Here is a 21,923-nt window from a genome sequence, read left to right as displayed (position 1 = left end):
GTTTCATTTAGGGCAAGTCTGCGGGAGTATCAATATCTTGCACAATGCCCTGATCATCGCAGTTTAGCAAAAACACTTCATGCTGATGGGCGCGCAATACTTCGCGTGCGCCCTGGTCGCCACTCACGGCAAGCAACGCCTGTGCATAGCGGCTGGCGAAGCCGACCGGATGACCGCGTTGTCCTTTAACCGTGGGTTGCACGATGGCAGCAGACTGTAATTGATCCGCTACTTTGCTAATGGTGTCTGGTCGGATAAAGGGCATGTCCGCCAGTGCAATCACAAACCCGGTGGCGTTTGGAAAAGCAGACTGGGCAGCCTGCACACCCAGCTTCAGGCTATCTGCCATCTCCGTCGCATCTGCTGCGCACTGTGTGACACGAAAACCCTGCGCAATCAGCGCATCCTGCAATTTAGTATTCTCCTGGCGCACGACAGCTACTGCGTTAGGCAGTGCCTTTATCAATGCATGACCGGCAGTTTCGGCCACAGATAATCCGCTATCCAATGGATGCAGCAGTTTATCCTGCTGACCAAAGCGGCGTGAAAAGCCTGCCGACAGCAAAATGCCCACAACCTGTGATTGCTGCGTGTTATTCGTCACCAACATCCTTGAAAGTTACATGAGTCCACATTATGAACCGGTGATGCGACTTCAAACAAATTGATTCTCAATAGATTCGACCAGGCTTAAATAGTCTTATCTTTTTTATCAGGCACAAACTTCAACACCGCGCTATTGATGCAGTAACGTTTACCAGTCGGTGGCGGGCCATCATCAAATACATGTCCTAAATGAATACCTGAACTGGCACTTAACACTTCTGTGCGGCGTGCGCCATGGCTGGTGTCTTCTTTTAATACCAATGCGCCGGGCAATGGGTCGAAGAAACTAGGCCAGCCGGTGCCGCTGTTGAATTTTTTGTCACTACGGAATAATCGCTCGCCTGATACCGGGTCTACATAATAACCGGCGGCGTGGTTATCCAGGTTGGAGCCGGTGAACGGTAACTCCGTGCCTTTTTCGAATGCAATCTTACGTTGTTCGGCAGTCAGCGTTTTTACCCCCAGCCAGCGCCAGAAACGTTGTTTGTTGCCATCATAGCCCGTGTATCGCGCTGCCTCTTTGCCGTTTTCAAACAGGACGATGGTAGGTGTCGCCCACAAATCCTCTTTCAGTGCCCAGCCAGCCGGCGCTTTAGTCGCATAGGTTTTGGCGATGCCGACATCGGATTTCCACTGGCTCATGATGTCTTTTTCAAAAGCTTTGCAAAAATTGCATACTTCAGACTCGAACACCACCAGTTGTTGCGTCGATAATTTCTTGCCATCCAGCGGTGCAACCGCGATTGGCGCAGCCAGGCTATTACCGGGAAAAGCCACGCCAGTGCCGCCCAGGCCGCAATAGCCATTCGGGTTTTTCTTCAGGTACTGCTGGTGGTAGCTTTCGGCCGGATAAAACGCTTTAAGTGGCGTGATCTCGGTGGTGATATTGCCTAAACCGGCTTTGCTTAGAGCCTGCTGGTAAATGTCCCTGGTTTGCAGGGCCGCTTTTTGCTGGCTGGCCGAGTTGTAAAAAATGGCACTGCGGTAGTTGGAGCCAACATCATTGCCCTGACGGTTGCCCTGGGTGGGGTTATGGTTCTGCCAAAATGCCGCCAGCACTTTATCCAGCGTGGTCACACGGCTATCATATGTGACTTTCAGCGCTTCTGCATGCGTGGCAGGTTTGTTTGAATGCCCTTCTTTGGAGACCGATTCATAGGTGGGCGATGCGCTGGTGCCACCCGCATAACCTACTTCGGTTTTGATCACACCGGGGATTTCACTCATGCGCTTTTCGGCGCCCCAGAAGCAGCCCATGCCTAAGACCACCGTATCCGATGCCGGAACAGTATCCGCGCTTGCTGGCAGCGAAAAAGATAAAAACAGGCACAACAGCGATGTGCTTTTCAACACTTGTATCAGCTTCATGGTTATGACTCCTTCACGCTGTAGCGTCCGCTACCTTGCGTCAAAATGGTAAATAACATCAGTGCCAGCATGAGTGGTACTTTAAACCCCAGCCCTGCGTCGGTGTCGATCTGGTTCCAGCCAGCCCAGCCTAAATCGAAATGCACGGTATAGATGGCGACAAAGGTGATGAATAGCAAACCCAGCGCTGCCAACCTGCTGTAGAAGCCTATCAATATGGCAAAGCCAAACACAATTTCGCCTGTGCCTGCCATCACCCAGTTCAGGTCTGGGCCCAGTAAACCTAACGGAAAAGGAAATGACAGGCCGCTGAACCACTCCGGTGCATGAATGCCGCCGGTGAGTTTGGTATAGCCCGCCAGCAAAAACTCCTGCCCTGCCCATAGCCTGAGGGCCAGCAGGCCGAGATCACGTATGCTCGCTATCAGTTTCGCGTGCCAGGAATATAAGGAATTCATCTTTCAGGTCTCCATAATAATGTGATGTCCAGGCAGACTGGCGCACGAATGCCTGTATCAATGCTTTCCATCCTTCTTCACCCATTTGCTCACGGATGGCCGGAAAATGTGCTTCAACCATCTGGCTGGCGCCCAGGTACACCAGGTGCCGGTAAGCCCGCATGCCGGATTCGGTATAACCGGACGGAATGACCTCAGTCACGCCTCTTACATAGAGATAGAAGTCTTCAGGCATGATAGTTGTTGATTAATGGTGGTCATTGAGGGGATGTCGTTGTCCCATTCCAGCAAAATGGGGATGTCATGCTGCTGGTGTAATGCAAGTGCGGCCTCTCGTGTTTCGTTTTCCACGGGCTGGCTATGCGTATCAATATACAGCCCGAAACGGTCATCAAACTCGTGGCCTGCCACGTGCATGTAAGTCACGCGTTGCATGTCTACCTGGGATAGAAACTGCTGTAATTCGGCAAGCTGGTGATTCTTGTGATTCACCGCGATATTGTTGATATCGAGCAGGATATGACAGTCCGCCCGTTCAACCACGCGCATCAGGAATTCCGCCTCGCTCATGTCACCTATGTTGGTATAGTAAGTCGTATTTTCTACTGCAATCCTGGTGCCCAGTACATCCTGTACTTCCCTGATACGGTCACTGATACGGATGACTTCGTGATCAGTAAACGGGACCGGGAAAAGGTCATACAGCTGGTGTGCATCGCCGCTGGCGGCCAGGTGGTCGGAATAGTACTCGGCCTGCAGGTCGCGCATCAGTTCACGCACATCTTTCAGAAACGCATGCTGTATGGGGGCGGTGCCCCCCAGGCTGAGTGAGACGCCATGGAGCCGGATTGGGCGGCCTGCATCTATGAGCTGGTAAAGTGGCGTCCTGTCACGTCGTATCCAGTTTTCAGGCGCGACCTCAAAGAAATCGGCATCAATCGCCGATACCTCCCACTCATTCATTTCCGCGCGGTAACCCAGTCCTGCCATGGCTATATCCTTAGTTCCAAATCGTGCTTATTTTTTAGAGCAGGTAGCTTCTTTCTTGCTGCAAGAAGACTCTTTTTTGGAACAAGAGGATTCTTTTTGCTCACCGGCAGCTTCTTTTTTAGAGCATGATGCGTCTTTTTTCTCAGAAGACATTTCTTTTTTGCTACAGGTCCCGGCGCTACATTTCTTTTCTGGTGGGCTACCGGCAAAAGCGCTGGTGGCGATAATGGTGGTGGCAAGTGCAGCTAACTGTTTGATATTCATTTTGAAAACTCCTGTTTAGGTTGAGATGCATTGTGGATTTTACGAGGCAATGTTCACAATGTTCTCTTGCTAATACGTGGCAACGAGGATTATGGTTACACTCGATATTAAAAATATTTTTTTAAAGTTTCTGTAACCTTTATCCCTTCATAAGCGAATAGATCAATGATGAGTGAAGAAGAACTGCGTGCGTTGATGCTGCGTGCCCTGGATGGCAATGCAGAGGCTTATCAGCTTTTGTTGCAGCGCGCCAGTTCCCTGATCAGGGCTTATTTAAGGCGGCGCCTGACTAACGCACCCGATGAAATAGAGGACTTGTTGCAAGAAACCTTATTGGCGATTCACACCAAACGCCATACTTACCGCCGGGAAGAACCCTTGACGCCTTGGCTGTATGCGATTGCACGCTACAAGATGATCGACTGTTTGCGCAGGCGCTCGCATCATGAAGCATTGAATGACCCTTTTGATGACGATGCGGAGTGGTCATCTGTGAGCGATGAGGAGGCAAGTGCCTCCAGGAAAGACCTGGACGTGATGCTCGCATCATTGCCAGCCAATCAGCGCCTATCTATCCAGCATACCAAGCTGGAGGGGTTATCTGTGGCAGAAGCGGCCGCCATCACAGGCATGTCGATCTCTGCGATTAAAGTGGGCGTGCATAGAGGCATGAAAGCGCTGGCCCATATGTGGAAGGAACAAGCATGAAAACTGATGAATTAATCAAGATGCTGTCGACCGGCGTTGAACCTGTTGCGCAGCACGCCAATGAAAAAGGCATAGCCCAGGCATTGCTGGCGGGCGCGGCCATCTCCTTTTTATTGCTGATCACTATTTATGGCATCCGGCCCGACTTGCGCGCAGTGAGTACCAGCTTTGCATTCTGGATGAAACTTGGCGTACCGCTCGCCAGCGCCCTGATGGCACTGACGTTTGTGACCACCTTGTCTTATCCGGGCAAGTTTCCCAAAGTCAGCTATTGGGTATTGTCTCTTCCTGTATTGGCATTATGGATATGGGCGATTTCGACCTGGGTAGGCGCAGATGCAAGCCAGCATGCGGGCATGGTCTGGGGTAAGACCTGGCGCGTCTGCATCATGAATATTACCTTTCTGGCAGTGCCGGTTGGCGGGTTGACACTGCTGGCCTTACGAAACCTGGCACCTACGCAACCGGTCTTGACCGGGGCGATGGCTGGCTGGCTGGCTGGCAGTACTGGCGCCAGTATCTATGCCTTGCACTGCCCGGAAATGGCGGCGCCTTTCCTGGCGATCTGGTATGTGCTGGGGATGCTGGTGCCGACTGCAATCATGGCGTATGTCGGGCACCGCAGCTTGCGTTGGTGATATAACGCATTGGTATTGCCATTAATTACTCTGCTTAAGCTTGGTAATCTGCTGGGCAATCAAATCGCCCTGTGCCTTATCCAGTGCAGAGACGGCAGGTTGCAATGACTCCAGCGCACTCAGGTTATTTTGCACCAGCGCGATACGCGATAACGCCAGCATCGCATCCAGGTCACGCGGGTTAAGGGTGTAAGCGCGTTTAAAATCTTTCTCCGCCTGCGGTAGTTGCAGCAGGCCTTCTTCAGCCAGCCCTAAAAAATACCAGGCATCTGCCGAATCAGGTTCTTTGCTGGTCCACTGGTTGGCGATGGTTTTCAATGTCGCCCATTCCTCATTCTGGTAAGGAATCACCACTTGCATGAAATAAGGCCTTTCCTCTATGGGTAATGCCCAGAACGGTACTTCCTTGGTTTTCAACGAGACGACTTCAGGGCTATCCATCAACTCCTTAATCCACTCGACGGGCAGGCTGTAGAAATACGCATGATGGCCAGGGCTTTTGAAAGTCGTCAGGCCAATTAAATTGAAATCCTGGTCAAACAGGGCGCCGCCGCTGGAACCCATGGCGAAGGTCGCGCTGGAGCGTACAATCCGGCCACCATCGTAAGGGTAAATGCCTTTGATATTGCCATAAGACGGTTGTGGCACCGGCGACCCGGCGGGGAAACTCAGGGTAAACACTTCCTCTTCGTACTGCAGCGTTTTGCTTTCGCGCATGGGCACAGGCTTGAAGGGCAGTGGGGTGAATTTCAGCAGGCAGAGGTCGCGTCGCCAGTTGGCCTTGAGGCCGACTGGCTGGTAACCATCGCGGAATTTGGCGATATTGGCACCGTTGCTATTGGCAACCACATGGCAATTGGTGGCGACATATTCCGGGCTGACAACGACACCAGAGCCGCGGCCATTGGAGCCACCAGGCAGGTCGGTGGTGACCATCACAATCGAGTGCCCCAATTCCAGCGTATCCACCATATCCGGCTGCGCTTGTGCCGTAAGCATATATGTAGTTAAACCCAAGAACGCCACGATTGATTTCATGCAAATCCCCGCTTGTTGTTGAATGCTGCTTATGAAAGTGAAAGTAAGACCAAGGAAACTAAGAAACGTTTTCAGCATGCCACAGATACTTGTTATGGGGTTGCTGTAGACATCATTCGCTTTTTCCTTTTATGTAAGGAAATTCTGACAGGCAAATAGGCGATATCCTTCTTATTCCTACAAGCAAGCATCTCTAACATTTCACATTGAATAAACAAGTCGAGTGATTCAAGATGCACAATGCAAAATCCTATATGGTTCCAAAGATGATTTTTGCCAACGTTCTGGCTGTGATTATGATGACGTTTGAAGGCCACGCACCGGCAGATGTAAAAGAAAAACCGCAAAAAGTGATTGGTGATCAATCCAGCCGTACTGGCAGCATGCAAGCGGATGGCATGGTGAGAGTCGCCGATAACAGTCAAAATGAGTCCACTGAGACTCTGGTTCAAAAAGAACCTGTAGCAGCCAAAAAACGTATACACAATAACCATCGCGTGAACGCAAAAACACCACGCATCCAGCTGGTTAAGGCGAAATCAGCGCCAGTTGATTGTTGCTTCCGCGGCTATCGTAGCTAGCCAAAGTGAATTAAATTGATCCTCCAAAAGCCTCCTCGCGAGGCTTTTTTCTTGTCTGCATTTTTTATAAAGGCGTTTAAAGGTCATTCTTCTTGCGGCTAACTGTCAGAGGCAATACACTGGCAAAAAAATCCATAAAGAAAACACCATGTTCAAATCCTTTTTCCCTGACTCCCGCTGGTTCTGGCCTTCTGTTATTTTATGGGCGGTGATCTGCTGCGGAGTATGGTTTGAGTTTTCCACCGTGATTGGCGCCGCAGTTGGCCTGGATATGGCTGAAAAAGAGCCGGTGATCGGCCTGGGACACTTTGTCACCGACTCATTTAAGTTGTTTTATGTGTATTACGCGTTAAGTGTCGCCATCTTCGCCTTGGTCTGGTTCACTTTGAAACCGAGCCGCTGGCAGTGGTGGTCGATTATTGGCTCTGCGTTTATCCTGTTTTCTACCTACTATTCAGTGCAAGTATCAGTTGCGATCAACAACTGGCGCCGGCCCTTCTTTGATGGCGTGCAAGCAGCATTGTCGCCGAATTCAAAAGTCACTACCGCTGAGCTGTATACGCTGATGTTGCAGTTTGCCGAGATTGCTTTCGTCGCTATTTTTATTTACGTGATCACGCGTTTCTTTGTCAGTCACTATATTTTTCGCTGGCGTACGGCGATGAATGAGTTTTATGTAAGCCAATGGCCGCAAGTGCGCAACATTGAAGGTGCTTCACAACGTGTGCAGGAAGATACCATGCGCTTCGCCACCATTATGGAAGGCCTAGGTGTATCCATGGTGGAGGCCATTATGACGCTGGTGGCTTTCCTGCCGGTATTGTGGAGCCTGTCATCATACGTGAGTGAGTTGCCTGTGTTTGGGGTGGTGCCTGCGCCGCTGTTTACCGCTGCGATTGCCTGGTCAGTATTCGGAACGCTGCTGCTGGCGGCAGTCGGGATTAAATTGCCGGGCCTGGAATTCAGGAATCAGCGGGTTGAAGCGGCTTACCGTAAGGAGCTGGTCTATGGTGAAGATAATGCTGAACGGGCACAGCCAGAGACATTGAAATCATTGTTCCTGGATGTGCGTAACAACTACTTCCGATTGTACTTCCACTATATGTACTTTAACGTTGCCCGCAGTCTATACCTGCAGGCGGATAATATTTTTGCTTACCTGATTCTGGTACCGACCATTGCAGCGGGCAAAATTACGTTTGGTATTTTGCAGCAAATCCTGACAGCATTTTCGCAAGTCAGTAATTCTTTCCAGTATCTGGTGAATTCGTGGACGACGATTGTTGAGTTGTTATCGGTGTATAAACGTTTGACGGCGTTTGAGGCGGCGATCAAGCATGAGGCATTGCCGGAGATTGAGCTGACGAATTCATGATGTAGAAACTGGCGATTGCTGCAATAGGCGGCATCATGGCGGGGGTGTATCTGGGGTTTCACAGAGCATGCTCTGTGCATGCGGAATGGCTGGCTTTTGCGAAGTCTGCTGCACTTTATGGCTGATCGTCATTCTGGCGAAGGCCAGAATCCAGGCAAGGTTAATTTTCAGCTAAAACGAGAAGACATTAAATTTTTCTGTAGGTTTTAATTGGTATTTCTTTGGATATCTAAACTTTTTCTTTCGCCACTAGGCGAGTGTCTTTCCTTTGCTTGCCCAAAGCAAAGTCACCAAAGTAAAGGGCACCCTAGCTTCCGCTTTTACCCTGCGTTGCTCGTCAACGTGGGCGTCCAACGAAACTCGCCCTAGCGGCTTGCAAAGAACGCAAGCCACCGCGGAACTCAAACAGACGCTGGCCGAATGCTCCCACGCTGACTGCGCTACTCGGCGCGTCAAATAGGGGCCCATGAAAAGCACTACGCGGTTATTTAGGTAGGTCTTTCTCACATCGTATCCCGCTCGACCAACGCAATAAAACCAAAGCAAAACAAAGCAGGAAAGACAGTTGGCGGGTTGGTTTTAACACAATGGCTAAGCGCCCTCAACCCATTGCAGTTAACTGAAATCCCATCGTGGTGGTTTTAAACGGGCCCCTATTTGACGCGCCGAGTAGCGGAGTCAAAATAAGGAGAAAGGGAGCGACTGTCTGAGCTCCGCAACAAGCCACGGTATGTGTGGCTTGTCAGGGCGAGTTTCGCGACCGCTTATTTTGATGAGCAACGCAGGGTAAAAGCGGAAGCTAGGGTGCATTTCTTTTGGTTACATTTTCTTTGTGCAAGCAAAGAAAAGTAACTCGCCTAGGGGCGAAAGAAAATGCTGCAACAGACCACAGAACCAGCCAAAGAAATACCTAATTACCACTTCCCAAAGTTGCTACAAAGCTCAGCATAAACCTACCCGGATGGCATTTAGCATGCGATGCGTAACGCATGCTAAATGCCATTAATAACGCAATAATGGCCAGTGTTACCTGGCCACTCTCTGCATATGATCAAACTTCGGCTGTTGCTCCCGCATAAACTCCGCCAATGCCTCTTCCGACAACGGTCGGCTGTAATAATATCCTTGACCGACATCACATCCGCTATGTAGCAGGAACCGGTGCTGGTATTCCGTTTCTATGCCTTCTGCCGTCACCGATTTATGCAAGCTCTTGCCCAGGTTGATCAGCGCCAGCAGGATGTTGCCGTTGGTGACACTTTGCTCCAGGTCTTGCACAAAGGCCTTGTCGATTTTCAGTTCATCAATCGGGTAGTTTTTCAGGTAGGCCATATTGGAATAGCCAATGCCAAAATCATCAATTGCGATACACACACCCAATCGTTTTAGCTGTTCCAGCGTACGCGTGAACATGGCTTCGTCTTTGAATCTGGCATTTTCCGTGACCTCCAGCGTCAGCAAATGCGGCGGTACCCGTTCCTGGCGCAGTACCCGCTGCACTGTTTCAACCAGGTTGCCACGCAAAAACTGTATCGGCGACACATTCACCGCAATCGGCACCAGGTAGCCCCATTCAGTCTGCATGGATTTTATTTTCTGGCAGGCGGTTTGCAGCACCCATTCACCGATGGCAAAAATATGCCCGGTCTCTTCCGCCACCGGGATAAACTCGTCCGGGGGAATCAGCCCTTTTTCCGGATGCTGCCAGCGGATCAGTGCTTCCAGCGCACTGATATTGCCATGTTGCATATTCATTTGTGGCTGGTAATACAGCATCAGCTCTTGCCGTTGTAACGCGTGGCCCAGGCCATATTCGATTTCATTGCGTTCGCCCAGTTGCTGGGCCAGCGTACCGCTGAACATCTGCACTTTGTTCTTGCCGGCATTTTTAGCGCTATAAAGCGCTGAGTCCGCACAACTGAGCAGGGTGTCGATTTCCTTGGCATGGTCAGGGTAAATGCTCACGCCCACGCTGCAGGTCATGTTGAACACATAGTCGCCAATCTCTATCGGTAATGAGATCGCTTCCATGACGCGGGCCAGCAGGGGTTCTGCATCTTCGCCTGCGCGCAAGCCGGGGTAGAGCATGACGAATTCATCGCCACCAAAACGTACAATGGCGTCGCTAGGACGGGTGCTCTGGATCAGGCGTTGCGCGACATTCTCCAGCATTTTATCGCCTGCTCTATGTCCCAGTGTGTCGTTGATCAGCTTGAAGTGGTCGAGGTCGATAAACGCAATGGCGATCTTGCGCTGCATCTTGTCGGCTTCGGCAATCAGGCTGGCCAGTTTGCCACTGAAAGCATGGCGGTTGAGCAAGCCGGTCAGTTTGTCGGTGACGGCCAGCTGGTGGATCTGTTGCTCATGATTGCGGCGGTTGGTGATGTCTTCTACCGTGCCTTCGTAATACAGGATATGGCCCAGGGTGTCGTATACCGCATGGGCATTCTCTGATATCCAGATGGTTTCGCCGTTATGTTGATACACCTCGGATTCAAAATTCTGCACCCGGCCATAGGTGCTGATCGCTTCAGTAAATTCGCCGCGGCGGCTTTCGGCGACGTAGAGCTGGGTGCTGATATTGTTGAGGTCGCTGATCAGTTCATCTGCAGAGGCATAACCGTATAAATCCGCCAAGGCCTGGTTTGCATTCAGGTAGGTGCCGGACTCTGTGGTCTGGAACATGCCCAGCGTTGAGTTATCAAACATGGAGCGGTATTTTTGCTCGGTACTGAATAGTGCCTGTTCCATCCGTTTGCGATCACTGATGTCCTGGATAATGCCTTCCAGTGCCACTGGCTGGCCATCATCATCGAAGACACCGCTGCCGCGTTCTGCTACCCAGACAATATCGCCATTGGCGCGCACGATGCGGTATTCCAGCTGGAAGCGCTCACCTTTTGACAGCGCTTCGGCAATGATAGTACGGGCTTTTTCCCTGTCATCCGGGTGAGTCAGGCGCTCATACGAAATATCTTTATTGAGCAGCAACTCGGGCGGTGTATAACCGGTCAGTGACTGGCAACCTTTGCTTACATAAATCATGGTCCAGCTGTCGTCATACAGGCAGCGGTAGATCATGCCGTCCAGATTATCCAGCAAGGTATCCATCAGTCGTTGCTGTTGCGCGGTGAGTAATGAATCCATGATGTCGTTTTGCATGATGCCGAGTATGGTTTGGCTGTTCATCAGGCCAATACCTGTTCTTCCTGCATAAGTGTGCGCACGGTGATCACCTTGTTCCACATACTTTGTGCCGTGACCAGTGTCAGCATGCTGTGCTGCGCAATGTTGGCAATGGCAGTGCCCGGGTTATGGCTGACGCCGCGGAACAGTGACGTCATCGGCTGGATCTGGCCGGGCGTCAGGTAAGGGATTTCACCCAGTGCCGAGACGAATACACCAAATTTGAGTGAGGTGGTTTTATCTTCAATCACGATGATCTGCCGGTAATCTGTCGAATAGTGTTCGTGACCCAGCATACGCGCCAGGTCAATAATCGGGATCACCTCATTCTGGTAGGCATGCATACCGGCAATAAATGGCGCCGGTTCCGGCAGGGTGCGTAATTGCACCTCATCAATCGCTTCCCGCACATACTGCGTTTCTATGCCCATCCAGGTGTCGGCTACATAGAAAGTCGCATACTCCTGGGTATCCTTGCCGTATTGCAGGAACAGGTTGGGGTTGAATTTGTTGTGGATGACCTGTGCCTCGGCGTGGATACGCTGATTGATCTCATCCACTTTGCCCAGCGGGGTAAAGATCAGGGCCACTACCTTGTTGCGGTAGCTGTCTTGCTCGCCTTTGTATTCTCGATAGCCGTAAGAGGCATGCGCGCCCACGGCGTAATAGGTGTTGTGGTAAACGGCAATATCAAACAATTGTTCGCCTTCCTTCAATTTACTGATGGCCGGGATCAATTCAAAACTCTCACCAATGGCAATTTCCTGGTGGGTGCTGGAAATCACTCTGAGCTGATCATTCACAAACACGGTAAAACTGCCCGCGACCGGCGCATCATCACCATCGTGCGGCACGACATCCTTCAACATAGCCTGGAACTGTGGTGTGCTGTCAAACACAATGGCGATGCCACCAACGATACCGTTACTCTCCAGGTTGCGGATAGGCGCGGCGTAAATGTAAGTGCATTGGTCGCCGTACAAAGGCGTTTTTTCAAATGGTGACACTACATAATCCTGGGTAGAAAGGCAGCTGCGTGTGCGGCCTACCCATTCATCCTGCAAGGTGGTGCCCACCAGGTGTTCGTAACGGTGGTTAGACACCGCCATGACTTCACCCTGGCGGTCAAACACGATCAGGTTGTCATACACGGTATACAGGCCATTGATATAGCGTAATACTTCACTGATCTTGCGCTGGTCTTCTTTGCTCACCTTGCTTTGGCCTAGTAGCTCCCTGAAGCTGTGAGTAAGCGCCCACCAGCGTACATCATTGGCACGTTCATACAGGTTGCGGTCCAGGATATCCACTGCCATTTGTGCGCAGAAACTGGAGTTTTCCAGCATCACTGACACCACGGTCTGGTACAGCTCGGACACCATCTGCTCGATGATCTGCTGCGTTTTATGACCGGTATTACTGATCTCGCACAGCAGGGTTTTGGAGAAGTTCTTTTGCTGGGTATCTACATAATTGCTTTGCCAGATATTGCCGTTCCATACCGACTGGTTCAACTTGCTCTGGATACTGGCGGCCTGTTTGGGGATATTCAACAAGGCATCCGAGAAGATCATCGGGCTGCGCATCACCTTGCGCAGGGTTTCGCCATCCACATGGGCTACCATCGCGTGCATAGTGTGATGGAAAGCATATTCAAGCGGGATCATGGTCTGGCCAAGCCAGCCTGGTCCCAGGTAACCTTGATAGCCTTCAGATTGCTTGGTGACACACAGGTATTCCCGGCCGGCAAAGCGGCAGATAAACCAGTCATGGTCAGGTGCTGCGCACAGGGTAGCGCCCAGCGGAATCTGGTAGACATCGCTGGAGGCAATCACATTGTGCTTCTCGTCCAGCATCACGCCTACGGTCCAGTCGTTTTCAGCGATCAGGTTTTGAAAAATCGTGTCCAGCTCATTCACAAATTTGAAGCAGAGGCATAAGACGCCCAATGGTTTACGGCCATCCTGGCTGCGTACTTCGTGAGCATAGACTAGTGACTTATAGGTACGGCCATTGACCTCGGTTTCGTAAAACCGCTCTATATAAGGCTCTGAAGATTGTTGGGCCAGCGCCACGATCGGATGGAAATGGTCAAGCATGGTCTGGCTGGGGTCCAGTTGATGCAGTAACTGGCCCTGGCTATCAAAGAGTACGATGTTTTCGTAGACGGTATATTTCTTCTGGTACTCCTCAAAACGCGAACAAAGGTCCTCGTGTTGTTGGTCTGTCATCGTTCCTTGCATGTATTGCGCCAGGTAATCGCGCACATCGTCATCGGTGGCAAAAAAACCGATATCTGCGGTACGCTCAAACAGGTTGCGTACCAGCAGGTTGATAATTTCAAATGCCTTGGATGACAATTGCGCGGCTGTTTTGCGCAAAGTCTCCTGCGACAGATGTTGAAGCACATCGTTGGAAATCGTATTAAACGCAGTGCGGGTGTGCTCCATTTCGGAGCCGGTGCCCGACAGCTGAGCCATTAAGGCCAGGCTATCCCAGGCGTTTTGAAGCTGGTAAATTCTTGAGCGAAAATCATTAACTTGTTTGAAATGGCTGGTGAGATCATCGGTAAGGGGCTGCTTGTACATGAAACACTTTCAAAGAAACATCAAATATCCGATACCTTTACAGCAAGAACGGGACCTGAAATCGCGATGAAATTCTGTGAATAAGAAGTTAAAACGACCGTTTCTCTTTGCTTCATCTCTGAAAATACGGGATTTTTCAGATATTTAGTACTCCATAAAGCCTACAATTGACCTGTATTCCGGTTTTCAAATCGTGGTTGCACTTTAATGGGGCGATAACTCCCCCTATTGGTGCAGAAATATAGCAATAAATGTAAAAATTCGTAGGGAAAGTTTATATCCATATACGGGCATAAGAACTGCTTATGGAGAAGGAGGAACCCTAAATACTTGAAAGGGAAAATAAACTTCATGATTGGCAGCGCATTTGAGATTCATAACGTTTCTGGAGCCATCCGCGATGCAGTAGCACCGGTGTTTTTGCTTACTGGTATCGGCTCCATCCTGGGCGTACTGATTGGTCGACTGGGACGCTCGATTGACCGTGCACGTTTTCTGACCGATGCACCGGAAGAAAAGCGTGAGCGCTTTAAGGATGAATTGAAGATTATCGTAAGAAGGACCAAATGGTTGCGCCGGGCGATAGGCCTGGCGACCTTTGCCGCACTGTGTATTTGCGTCTCGATTGCCAGCATGTTTCTGTCAGTGGAGACCGGCTTGCGCCTGTCACACCTCGTGATGATTTCTTTTATTATCTCAATGGCTTCGCTGATATTGTCCTTGCTATGTTTTTTGCGGGAGATCGTTCTGGCCTCACGCGAAGTGATCGTGCCATATAAGCAAATGGAAAAGTCGAGGAAACTTTAATCTGATGAGAGTGCAGCTTAAAGTGAGGAATAGCTTAGCGATAGAGCGCGCGAATAATATCGGTCTGGGTCAGGATGCCTACCAGTTTATTATGCTGGTCCACCACCGGCACCAGTTGCAGATGATGACTGGTCATCAGCGGGATGGTATGCATCAAATGCATATCTTCCAGAATGGTAATCACTGGCGTCGCCATGATCTGGCCGACTACTTCCGGTTTGCTGCTATGCGTGCTCGGTGACCAGCGGATCAGCTTTTTAAGCGCCGGAGCGACCTGGTTGAATTTTTCCGGTTTGGCATGCCGCATAAAGTCAGCCACGCTCAGCAGGCCGATCACCAGGCTGGCTTTGTTCACCACCGGAATTGCCGGTTCAGATTGCTGCAGCAGGGTTTGCCAGGCATCTTCCAGCGTATCGCCGAATTGCAAGGTAACCGCCACCGGGCGCATGACATGCCGGCATTCGATTTCCTCCAGTTTGCGGTGATAGGCAATCAGCTCGGTTTGTTGTAATAGCGCCTGCAAACTATCCGGGCTGATATCCAGCACTTCATGAAATTGCCCTAGCGCTGCCTGCAAATCTTCCTGACGGAATCCGAACTGGTAATTCATGTGCTCGGGTGAAGTGGGCTTGCTGTCAATTTGCATCGCCGGGTAGCGGTAACCGGTCAAGGTGTGGTACAGCCATGCCGACAACACCAGCAACACACTGTTTGCCAGCACTGGCCACCAGATAAAACCATAACCTAGCTGGTAGATCGTTTCGCCCCCCAGCACTGCCGTCAAGGCTACCGCACCACTGGGCGGATGCAGGCAGCGCAAGGCGAACATCAGTGCAATCGCCGATAGCATGGCGAATGCGGCTGCATAAGCGATGTGGCCTGGCAGCAAGTGGGCGAAGAAAACACCACAGAGTGCGGCGACCGTGTTACCAGCCAGTATTGCCCACGGTTGAGCTAAAGGGCTGGAAGGCAGGCAGAACAGAATCACCGCTGAAGCACCCATGGGCGCAATCAGGAAAATCGCACTGAGCCAGTCGCCCGGGATAGCAGCACTAGCCACCAGGCCGGTCGCTAAAATACCCAGTCCGGCACCGAGTGCAGCACGGGCATGGTCACGCAGGGAGCCAGTGACGGGACGTGGCCAGTAAGGTTTCAGAAACGCGGGGATAGCAGGCATAAGCGAATACAGACTGCGAGGCACAATGAAAGTCGCAGTGTATCACGCACACGGCCTGTGACAGCCGCGCGAGGCCGTGTTGCAAATCGAAACCGTGATACATCAGGATACAAATTCCAGGAAACTTAGCAGTGACTTTTTTGCTCTTATGCACAGAAAGTGTTTTTTCATTGACTCATCCAAACACTCAATTAAGCAAAAAGTAAGTCTGAAAGGAATCAAATTTATGCAGGCATTTATGCAATCAAAACTCACTCATTGGGTCAGCGTGCCGCTGGCAATTGCCGCACTGTTTGGCGCTGGCTACTGGGTCAAAGGCAATACCCTGGTGAATAATGCGCAGGCCACTGCACAAGTAACTTCTAAAGCTATCTCTAGCCCTAGCGCATATATTACCTTGCCAAATTTTGCCACCATTGCCGATAGCCAGGGCGCGGCAGTGGTGAATATCAGTGTTACCGGTACTGTGAAAACCACTGGCATTCCAGGTATGGATCCGAATGACCCCAGGTACGAGTTCTTCCGCCGCTTTCAACCTGAACAGCCTCAAACCGAAATGCCGATGAGCGGCATGGGCTCCGGATTTATTGTGAAGCCGGAAGGCGTGATCCTGACCAATGCGCATGTGGTGGATAAGGCAGATGAAGTCATCGTCAGATTAACTGATAAACGCGAGTTCAAAGCCAAGGTGGTTGGTGTCGATAAACTGACAGATGTTGCCGTGCTGAAGATTGATGGCAAGGACTTGCCTACCGTCAAAATCGGCAGTACTAAAAACAGTAATGTCGGTGACTGGGTAGTGGCGATTGGTTCTCCCTTCGGTTTCGATAACACCGTAACCGCTGGCATTATCTCAGCAAAATCACGCGCATTGCCGGATGAAGGGTATGTACCATTTTTGCAGACTGACGTTGCGATCAATCCCGGAAACTCGGGCGGCCCGCTGTTTAATCTGAATGGTGAAGTGATTGGTATTAACTCGCAAATCTATAGTCGCAGTGGCGGTTACCAGGGCCTGTCATTTGCTATCCCTATTGATGTCGCCATGGGCATTGAGCAACAATTGCTGGATAAAGGTAAAGTCAGCCGAGGCCGACTTGGGGTAGGTGTGCAGTCTATCAACCAGGACCTGGCAAGTTCCTTTGGCCTGAAAACCAATAGCGGTGCACTGGTGAGCAATGTCGAGAAAAATGGCCCGGCCGATAAAGCGGGACTTGAACCTGGCGATGTGATCCTGAAGTTTAATAACCAGGTGATAGACCGCTCAAGTGATTTGCCGCCCATGGTCGCCAATCTTGCACCTGGCAGCACTGTCAAAATGGAAGTCTGGCGTAAAAAAGCATTGAAGACCCTGAGTGTGCGTGTCGATGAAATGCAAACCGCGAAACTGGCACCAGTAATTGCGCCAGATAACAAGCAGGCCAAGCTGGGCGTGAGTGTGCGCCCGCTGACTTCGCAGGAGCAGGCACAGACCCAGCTCAAACAGGGTTTGCTGGTGGAAGAAGTGGGTAAGGGTCCTGCTGCGAATGCCGGTATCCAGCCCGGGGATGTGATTCTGGCAGTGAATGGTGACCAGATCACCAGCATCACACAGTTGCACAACAAGTTAACCCCCAACACTAAAAATGTTGCCCTGCTGGTGATGCGCGGTGACAACAAGATCTATGTGCCGGTGAAGATTAGCTAAGTTGAATATTGCCATCCCTCTCTCGGCCCCGTCAACGCGGGGCTTTTTTATGCAGGTTGCCAACGCGTGCATCTGACAGGCGGATATTTCATCGGGTAGAATAACCGCATGCAAACATTCCAGATTGAATCGACAAAAAACGAAACGCTGCAAGCTGCACTGATACACAAGATCAACCAGAAAACCAAACCGTTAGGCGCGCTTGGGCGGCTGGAAACGTTGGCTTTGCAACTTGGGCTGATCCAAAAAACTGAACACCCGGCTTTGCAGCAGCAAACCATGCTGGTATTTGCCGGTGACCATGGCATTGTGGCCGAAGGCGTTAGTCCGTATCCGCAAGCGGTGACGGCACAAATGGTGCTGAATTTCCTGAACGGTGGTGCCGCAATCAATGTTTTCGCGCGCCAGCATGACTTTCAGTTGCATGTGGTGGATAGCGGCGTCAATGCGGTTTTTGAACCGCATCCGATGCTGATTGATGCCAAGCTCGGCATGGGCACGTTGAGTTTCCTGCATGATCCGGCGATGACGCGTGAAGAGGCTGCGCAAGCCATTGCCCGCGGCGCTGAAATCGCCCGTGATGCGGTTGCCGAGGGCTGTAATGTATTGGCGCTGGGCGAGATGGGGATAGGGAATACATCCAGTGCCAGTTGCCTGATGAGTGTGTTGTGCAGTTTTCCCTTGCATCAATGTGTAGGTCGCGGCACCGGCCTCAGCGATAAAGGCCTGGACCATAAACTATCGGTGTTGACCAACGCATTGCAAAGGCATCATGTCGATGCCATAGACCCGTTGCAGGTGCTGGCAGTTTTTGGCGGGTTCGAAATTGCCATGATGGTCGGTGCGTTGCTGGCAGCAGCTGAGGCACGAGTCACGCTGCTGATTGATGGCTTTATTGCTACCTCTGCGTTGTTAGTCGCTGCCAAACTTTATCCGCAAGTGCTGGATTATTGCGTGTTCGCGCATTGCTCCGATGAAAGCGGTCACGGCAAGATGCTGGAACACTTAAAAGTGCAGCCGTTGCTGCATTTGTCCTTGCGTTTGGGTGAAGGCACTGGTGCGGTGCTGGCCTATCCATTACTACAATCCGCAGTGGCTTTCCTTAACGAAATGGCCAGCTTTGAAAGTGCTGGCGTCAGCGGAAAAACCCAGTGAACCTGAAAATGCAATGGCGCTACTTCCTGCTCGCGGTGGGCTTCTTTACCCGCTTGCCTGTGCCGGCACTGACGGATTTTCAGGAGGTTGAACTCAATCATGCAGCGCGCTATTTCCCGCTGGTTGGGTTGCTGATCGGGTTGATTGCGGCCATAGTGTGGTGGCTGACAAGCTTGATTTTCCCGCCCGTCGTTGCTGTGCTATTCAGTATGGCAGCCACCATTTACCTGACTGGTGCATTCCATGAAGATGGCCTGGCCGACAGCGCAGACGGACTGGGCGGCGGCTTGGATAAAGCACGGAAACTGGAGATCATGCAGGACTCCCGCCTCGGCAGTTATGGTGCCATCGCCTTGGTTGGTATGTTGTTATTCAAATTCCAGGCACTCACTGCCTTACCCGCAGCGGTATTACCGTTTGGTTTAATTGCTGGCCATTCCTTGAGCCGCCTGGCGGCAGTGTCTGTGATGGCCACCATGCCATATGTCAGGTCTGCGGGTAAATCGAAACCGCTTGCTACCACGCTGACGCGCAACGATCTCTGGTGTGCCAGTGCATTTGGTTTATGGAGCTGGCTGGGATTCGCCGGATTGCTGTGGCTGAACCATTCCGGGTTTGCTGCCTTACAATTTTTGCTGGTCACAGAGTTACCTGTACTGCTGGTCTGGTGGTGGTGGCGCAACCTGCTGTTACGCAATCTGCAAGGCTATACCGGCGATACCCTGGGTGCCATGCAACAGTTAACTGAACTGGCTTTTTACCTGGGCTTGCTGGCGTGGAGTCGCCTGCTATGAAATTGACGCTATGAAACTGACATTGATCCGCCATACCAGCCTGCAAGTCGCTGAAGGGGTGTGCTACGGGCAAACAGATATTGATGTGGCAGCCACTTTCCATGATGAGCTGGCTGTCTTGCAGTCCAAGCTGTCTGGCGAACAGTTCGATGCCGTGTATGCCAGCCCTTTGCAACGGTGTAGCAAACTCGCGTATGCACTTGGTTTTGATCACGAGATCACGCATGACGAGCGCCTGAAAGAACTGCATTTTGGTGACTGGGAAATGCAGGCCTGGAACGATATCCCGCGCGAATTGTTTGATGTCTGGGCGCAAAATTATGCTGACTTGTCTCCGCCCAACGGTGAAACATTTGCCGCCTTGCAACAACGCGGCATCGCATTTATAGATGAATGTTTAGAAAACCACGTTAACCAGCATGTACTGGTCGTCACTCATGGCGGCATGATACGCGCCATGATGGCACATGTGCTCAATATGCAGCTGAAAGGCCTGTTCCGCTTTCATGTGGATTATGCCAGCCTGACCCGCCTGGATTTTTCAGGCATTATCCCCAAGATTGAATTTGTTAACCGCTAATACTGGCACTGGCATGAGCGAGTGCTTGCTTCAGGCGTGCCCATTCCGTTGCTGGTGGCAAGCCGAAGCGCAGGGATAGTGGTGAGTCAAAATAGCGCGTCCATACGCCTTGCCTAGCCAGCGCATCTTGTAACTGAAGGCTGGCGGGATGTTGCACATATTGAAATAAAGCAGTACCACCGGTGGGGTGTAATCCATATTGGCCAAGCAACTGCGACAATTGTCTGGATTGCGTGGGTAAGTGCTCACGCATCTGTTGTTGCCAGTCAGTATCTTCCAGCGCCATTTTGGCGATATACCGGCTAGGTCCGGCGACTGTCCATGGACCTAGGGACGACTCCACTTCTGCCAGGGCTTTTGGTTCGCCCAGCAAAAAGCCTACCCTTAGTCCGGCCAGCCCGAAGAATTTTCCCAGGGATCGCAATACCCATAGCCCTGTTTGGCCTGCATGGCGGGCAAGGCTGCACTCTGGAGTTATGTCTGCAAATGCTTCATCCACCACCAGCCAGCCCCCGCGCGATGCGAGTTGTGCATGCCAGCTTAACAAGATATCAACCGGATAAGTCTGCCCGGTAGGGTTGTTGGGGTTACACACCAGCAACACATCCGTATTGTTGAGGGTGGCGCTATCGGGCTGTTGATCAAAGAAATGCACTTCGTGACCAGCCCGTTGCCAGGCATAAGCATGTTCCTGGTACATGGTGCGCGGCATGGCGACGCGGCACGGCTTGCGCAACACAGGCAGCACTTGCAATGCCGCCTGCGAGCCGGCACATGCCAGGAGGTGCTGCGCACCATAATAAGTTTGAGCTGCGGCAAGCAAACCATCATTGATAGGTGGCAGGCGTTGAAATAACGCTGGCGGTAGAGACGGAATCGGGTAATGTTGCGGATGAATGCCAGTCGATAAATCGAGCCAGTCAGCCAGGGGGATGCCGTACTGCGTGGCTGCCTGCTGCAGGTTGCCGCCGTGTTCAAGCATAGCGCAGGGCTCCTGTCACTATTGCGACCGCCAGCCAGGCATATAAGCCGGTGCTGACCAGGCGTAAGGCACGAGGAATATCTTCCAGAGTTGCTTGCGTAGTGGTGCCCAGTGCCGGACGCTCATGCCAGACGCCATGATAGCGCGCACGTCCGCCCAGTGAAACATCCAGTGCCCCTGCACCAGCCGACATCACCGGTCCTGCATTCGGGCTATCCCATCGTTTTGCTTGTGTACGCCAGGCATACAGCGCTTTCCCGGTGCTCCCCAGCAGTGCATAGGTCAGCGCTGTTAAACGGGCAGGAATATAATTCAGCAGGTCATCGAGCCGCGCGGCTGCCCAGCCAAAATAAAAGTACTGGCCGGTTTTGTATCCCCACATCGCATCCAGCGTATTTGCCAGTCGGTATAACAATGCGCCCGGGCCGCCGGCGATCAAAAACCAGAACAGGGCCGCGAACACGCCGTCGTTGCCATTTTCCAGTACCGATTCCAGCGTCGAAGATACCGGCTCAATCGCCTCTTTGTCGCGGCTGACCATATACGAAGCCGCCAGTTTTGCCTGCGGCAGATCTTTATTTTTCAGTGCGGAGTAAACAGCTAATGCATGTAGTCTCAGGCTTTTGTGACCCAGTGCGAAGTACAACAGGTAGCCATGCACCAGCCAGCCCAACTGCGTTTGCGATAGCAGCCATGCCATATAAGTCAGCGGTAATACTGCCAGTATCCAGGCCAGTAAACCGGTCAGGCGCTGCGAAGGTTTTGGCTGGGAAAGTTGTGGGTTTAACCTGTGGCTTAACAAGTTGGCGATGCGGCCATAGCCAACCAGGGGATGCCAGCGCCGGGGCTCACCCAGCCAGTGATCAAGCGCAACCGCGCCGCAGGCAAGCAGGGCGAGTATGAGATAATCGGCGGATGGATAAACAGGCAGTAAAAACATT

Annotated in this window: 21 protein-coding genes; 9 read left to right on the top strand and 12 right to left on the bottom strand. The window is 51.6% G+C overall.

All coding sequences use genetic code 11. The features are described from left to right. Nucleotides 1-7: 7 nt before the first annotated feature. From ACFQ2T_RS07915 to ACFQ2T_RS07890, 6 genes are all read right to left on the bottom strand, one after another. A complete protein-coding gene (locus ACFQ2T_RS07915; protein WP_379032787.1) occupies nucleotides 8-604 on the bottom strand; it encodes a nucleotidyltransferase family protein in 597 nt (198 codons plus the stop codon). Between the two features lie 86 nt (nucleotides 605-690). Beyond that, nucleotides 691-1,974: a peptide-methionine (S)-S-oxide reductase MsrA gene (msrA, locus tag ACFQ2T_RS07910; protein WP_379032785.1), complete on the bottom strand. Its 1,284-nt coding sequence runs from the start codon at nucleotides 1,972-1,974 to the stop codon at nucleotides 691-693. Nucleotides 1,975-1,976: 2 nt separating this feature from the next. Continuing rightward, nucleotides 1,977-2,432 (bottom strand): DoxX family protein, encoded by a 456-nt coding sequence (locus tag ACFQ2T_RS07905; RefSeq protein WP_379032782.1) that lies wholly within the window; start codon nucleotides 2,430-2,432, stop codon nucleotides 1,977-1,979. Continuing rightward, nucleotides 2,383-2,667 carry an HvfC/BufC family peptide modification chaperone gene (locus ACFQ2T_RS07900; RefSeq protein WP_379032779.1) on the bottom strand — a complete coding sequence of 95 codons (285 nt, stop codon included), beginning with the start codon at nucleotides 2,665-2,667 and terminating at the stop codon, nucleotides 2,383-2,385. The genes ACFQ2T_RS07905 and ACFQ2T_RS07900 overlap by 50 nt, the downstream gene beginning before the upstream one ends. Further along, on the bottom strand, nucleotides 2,640-3,422 hold the full coding sequence (locus ACFQ2T_RS07895) for a DUF692 domain-containing protein (protein ID WP_379032776.1): 783 nt from the start codon (nucleotides 3,420-3,422) through the stop codon (nucleotides 2,640-2,642). The genes ACFQ2T_RS07900 and ACFQ2T_RS07895 overlap by 28 nt, the downstream gene beginning before the upstream one ends. A 27-nt stretch (nucleotides 3,423-3,449) precedes the next feature. Continuing rightward, complete coding sequence (locus tag ACFQ2T_RS07890) at nucleotides 3,450-3,686, bottom strand: hypothetical protein (RefSeq protein ID WP_379032773.1); 237 nt, start codon at nucleotides 3,684-3,686, stop codon at nucleotides 3,450-3,452. A gap of 168 nt (nucleotides 3,687-3,854) precedes the next feature. Between ACFQ2T_RS07890 and ACFQ2T_RS07885 the strand changes: the two genes are divergently transcribed. Beyond that, nucleotides 3,855-4,394, top strand: coding sequence for a sigma-70 family RNA polymerase sigma factor (locus ACFQ2T_RS07885; protein ID WP_379032770.1), 540 nt, complete (start codon nucleotides 3,855-3,857; stop codon nucleotides 4,392-4,394). Further along, complete coding sequence (locus ACFQ2T_RS07880; protein ID WP_379032767.1) at nucleotides 4,391-5,032, top strand: DUF1109 domain-containing protein; 642 nt, start codon at nucleotides 4,391-4,393, stop codon at nucleotides 5,030-5,032. Before ACFQ2T_RS07885 ends, ACFQ2T_RS07880 begins: the two co-directional genes overlap by 4 nt. 21 nt (nucleotides 5,033-5,053) lie before the next feature. Here ACFQ2T_RS07880 and ACFQ2T_RS07875 read toward each other — a convergent pair whose 3' ends face one another. Continuing rightward, entirely contained in the window at nucleotides 5,054-6,070 is a 1,017-nt protein-coding gene (locus ACFQ2T_RS07875; protein WP_379032764.1) for a trypsin-like peptidase domain-containing protein, read from the bottom strand. A gap of 266 nt (nucleotides 6,071-6,336) precedes the next feature. Between ACFQ2T_RS07875 and ACFQ2T_RS07870 the strand changes: the two genes are divergently transcribed. Both ACFQ2T_RS07870 and sbmA read left to right on the top strand, forming a co-directional pair. After that, nucleotides 6,337-6,651 carry a hypothetical protein gene (locus ACFQ2T_RS07870; RefSeq protein WP_379032761.1) on the top strand — a complete coding sequence of 105 codons (315 nt, stop codon included), beginning with the start codon at nucleotides 6,337-6,339 and terminating at the stop codon, nucleotides 6,649-6,651. Between the two features lie 148 nt (nucleotides 6,652-6,799). Next, the gene (gene sbmA, locus ACFQ2T_RS07865) at nucleotides 6,800-8,026 is read left to right on the top strand and encodes a peptide antibiotic transporter SbmA (protein ID WP_379032758.1); all 1,227 of its coding nucleotides are present in this window, start codon (nucleotides 6,800-6,802) and stop codon (nucleotides 8,024-8,026) included. Between the two features lie 1,026 nt (nucleotides 8,027-9,052). Here the strand turns inward: sbmA and ACFQ2T_RS07860 are convergent. Continuing rightward, the gene (locus tag ACFQ2T_RS07860) at nucleotides 9,053-11,215 is read right to left on the bottom strand and encodes a sensor domain-containing protein (RefSeq protein ID WP_379032755.1); all 2,163 of its coding nucleotides are present in this window, start codon (nucleotides 11,213-11,215) and stop codon (nucleotides 9,053-9,055) included. Continuing rightward, nucleotides 11,215-13,692 carry a chemotaxis protein CheW gene (locus ACFQ2T_RS07855; RefSeq protein WP_379032752.1) on the bottom strand — a complete coding sequence of 826 codons (2,478 nt, stop codon included), beginning with the start codon at nucleotides 13,690-13,692 and terminating at the stop codon, nucleotides 11,215-11,217. Before ACFQ2T_RS07855 ends, ACFQ2T_RS07860 begins: the two co-directional genes overlap by 1 nt. Nucleotides 13,693-14,151: 459 nt before the next feature. Here ACFQ2T_RS07855 and ACFQ2T_RS07850 point away from each other — a divergent pair, with 459 nt between their 5' ends. Further along, on the top strand, nucleotides 14,152-14,607 hold the full coding sequence (locus ACFQ2T_RS07850; RefSeq protein WP_379032749.1) for a DUF2721 domain-containing protein: 456 nt from the start codon (nucleotides 14,152-14,154) through the stop codon (nucleotides 14,605-14,607). A gap of 34 nt (nucleotides 14,608-14,641) precedes the next feature. On the opposite strand, the gene ACFQ2T_RS07845 is transcribed toward ACFQ2T_RS07850, so the two are convergent. Beyond that, nucleotides 14,642-15,784 carry an HPP family protein gene (locus tag ACFQ2T_RS07845; protein ID WP_379032746.1) on the bottom strand — a complete coding sequence of 381 codons (1,143 nt, stop codon included), beginning with the start codon at nucleotides 15,782-15,784 and terminating at the stop codon, nucleotides 14,642-14,644. Nucleotides 15,785-16,010: 226 nt separating this feature from the next. Between ACFQ2T_RS07845 and ACFQ2T_RS07840 the strand changes: the two genes are divergently transcribed. The 4 genes from ACFQ2T_RS07840 (at nucleotide 16,011) to cobC (ending at nucleotide 20,000) form a co-directional block, all read left to right on the top strand. Beyond that, nucleotides 16,011-17,471 (top strand): DegQ family serine endoprotease, encoded by a 1,461-nt coding sequence (locus tag ACFQ2T_RS07840; protein WP_379032743.1) that lies wholly within the window; start codon nucleotides 16,011-16,013, stop codon nucleotides 17,469-17,471. 108 nt (nucleotides 17,472-17,579) lie between these two features. After that, entirely contained in the window at nucleotides 17,580-18,626 is a 1,047-nt protein-coding gene (gene cobT, locus ACFQ2T_RS07835) for a nicotinate-nucleotide--dimethylbenzimidazole phosphoribosyltransferase (RefSeq protein WP_379032740.1), read from the top strand. 2 nt (nucleotides 18,627-18,628) lie between these two features. Beyond that, nucleotides 18,629-19,420 carry an adenosylcobinamide-GDP ribazoletransferase gene (locus ACFQ2T_RS07830; protein WP_379033932.1) on the top strand — a complete coding sequence of 264 codons (792 nt, stop codon included), beginning with the start codon at nucleotides 18,629-18,631 and terminating at the stop codon, nucleotides 19,418-19,420. A 10-nt stretch (nucleotides 19,421-19,430) separates the two neighbouring features. Further along, the gene (gene cobC, locus ACFQ2T_RS07825) at nucleotides 19,431-20,000 is read left to right on the top strand and encodes an alpha-ribazole phosphatase (RefSeq protein ID WP_379032737.1); all 570 of its coding nucleotides are present in this window, start codon (nucleotides 19,431-19,433) and stop codon (nucleotides 19,998-20,000) included. Here the strand turns inward: cobC and cobD are convergent. Continuing rightward, the gene (gene cobD, locus ACFQ2T_RS07820; protein WP_379032735.1) at nucleotides 19,990-20,982 is read right to left on the bottom strand and encodes a threonine-phosphate decarboxylase CobD; all 993 of its coding nucleotides are present in this window, start codon (nucleotides 20,980-20,982) and stop codon (nucleotides 19,990-19,992) included. The genes cobC and cobD overlap by 11 nt on opposite strands. Beyond that, nucleotides 20,975-21,922: an adenosylcobinamide-phosphate synthase CbiB gene (gene cbiB, locus ACFQ2T_RS07815; RefSeq protein ID WP_379032733.1), complete on the bottom strand. Its 948-nt coding sequence runs from the start codon at nucleotides 21,920-21,922 to the stop codon at nucleotides 20,975-20,977. The genes cobD and cbiB overlap by 8 nt, the downstream gene beginning before the upstream one ends. Nucleotide 21,923: the final 1 nt, after the last annotated feature.

Origin of the sequence: Methylophilus flavus (assembly GCF_042678905.1) — a bacterium.
Classification (GTDB): domain Bacteria; phylum Pseudomonadota; class Gammaproteobacteria; order Burkholderiales; family Methylophilaceae; genus Methylophilus; species Methylophilus flavus.
Note: the sequence above shows the minus strand (reverse complement) of the source record. Positions and strands in the feature narration are given on the sequence as shown.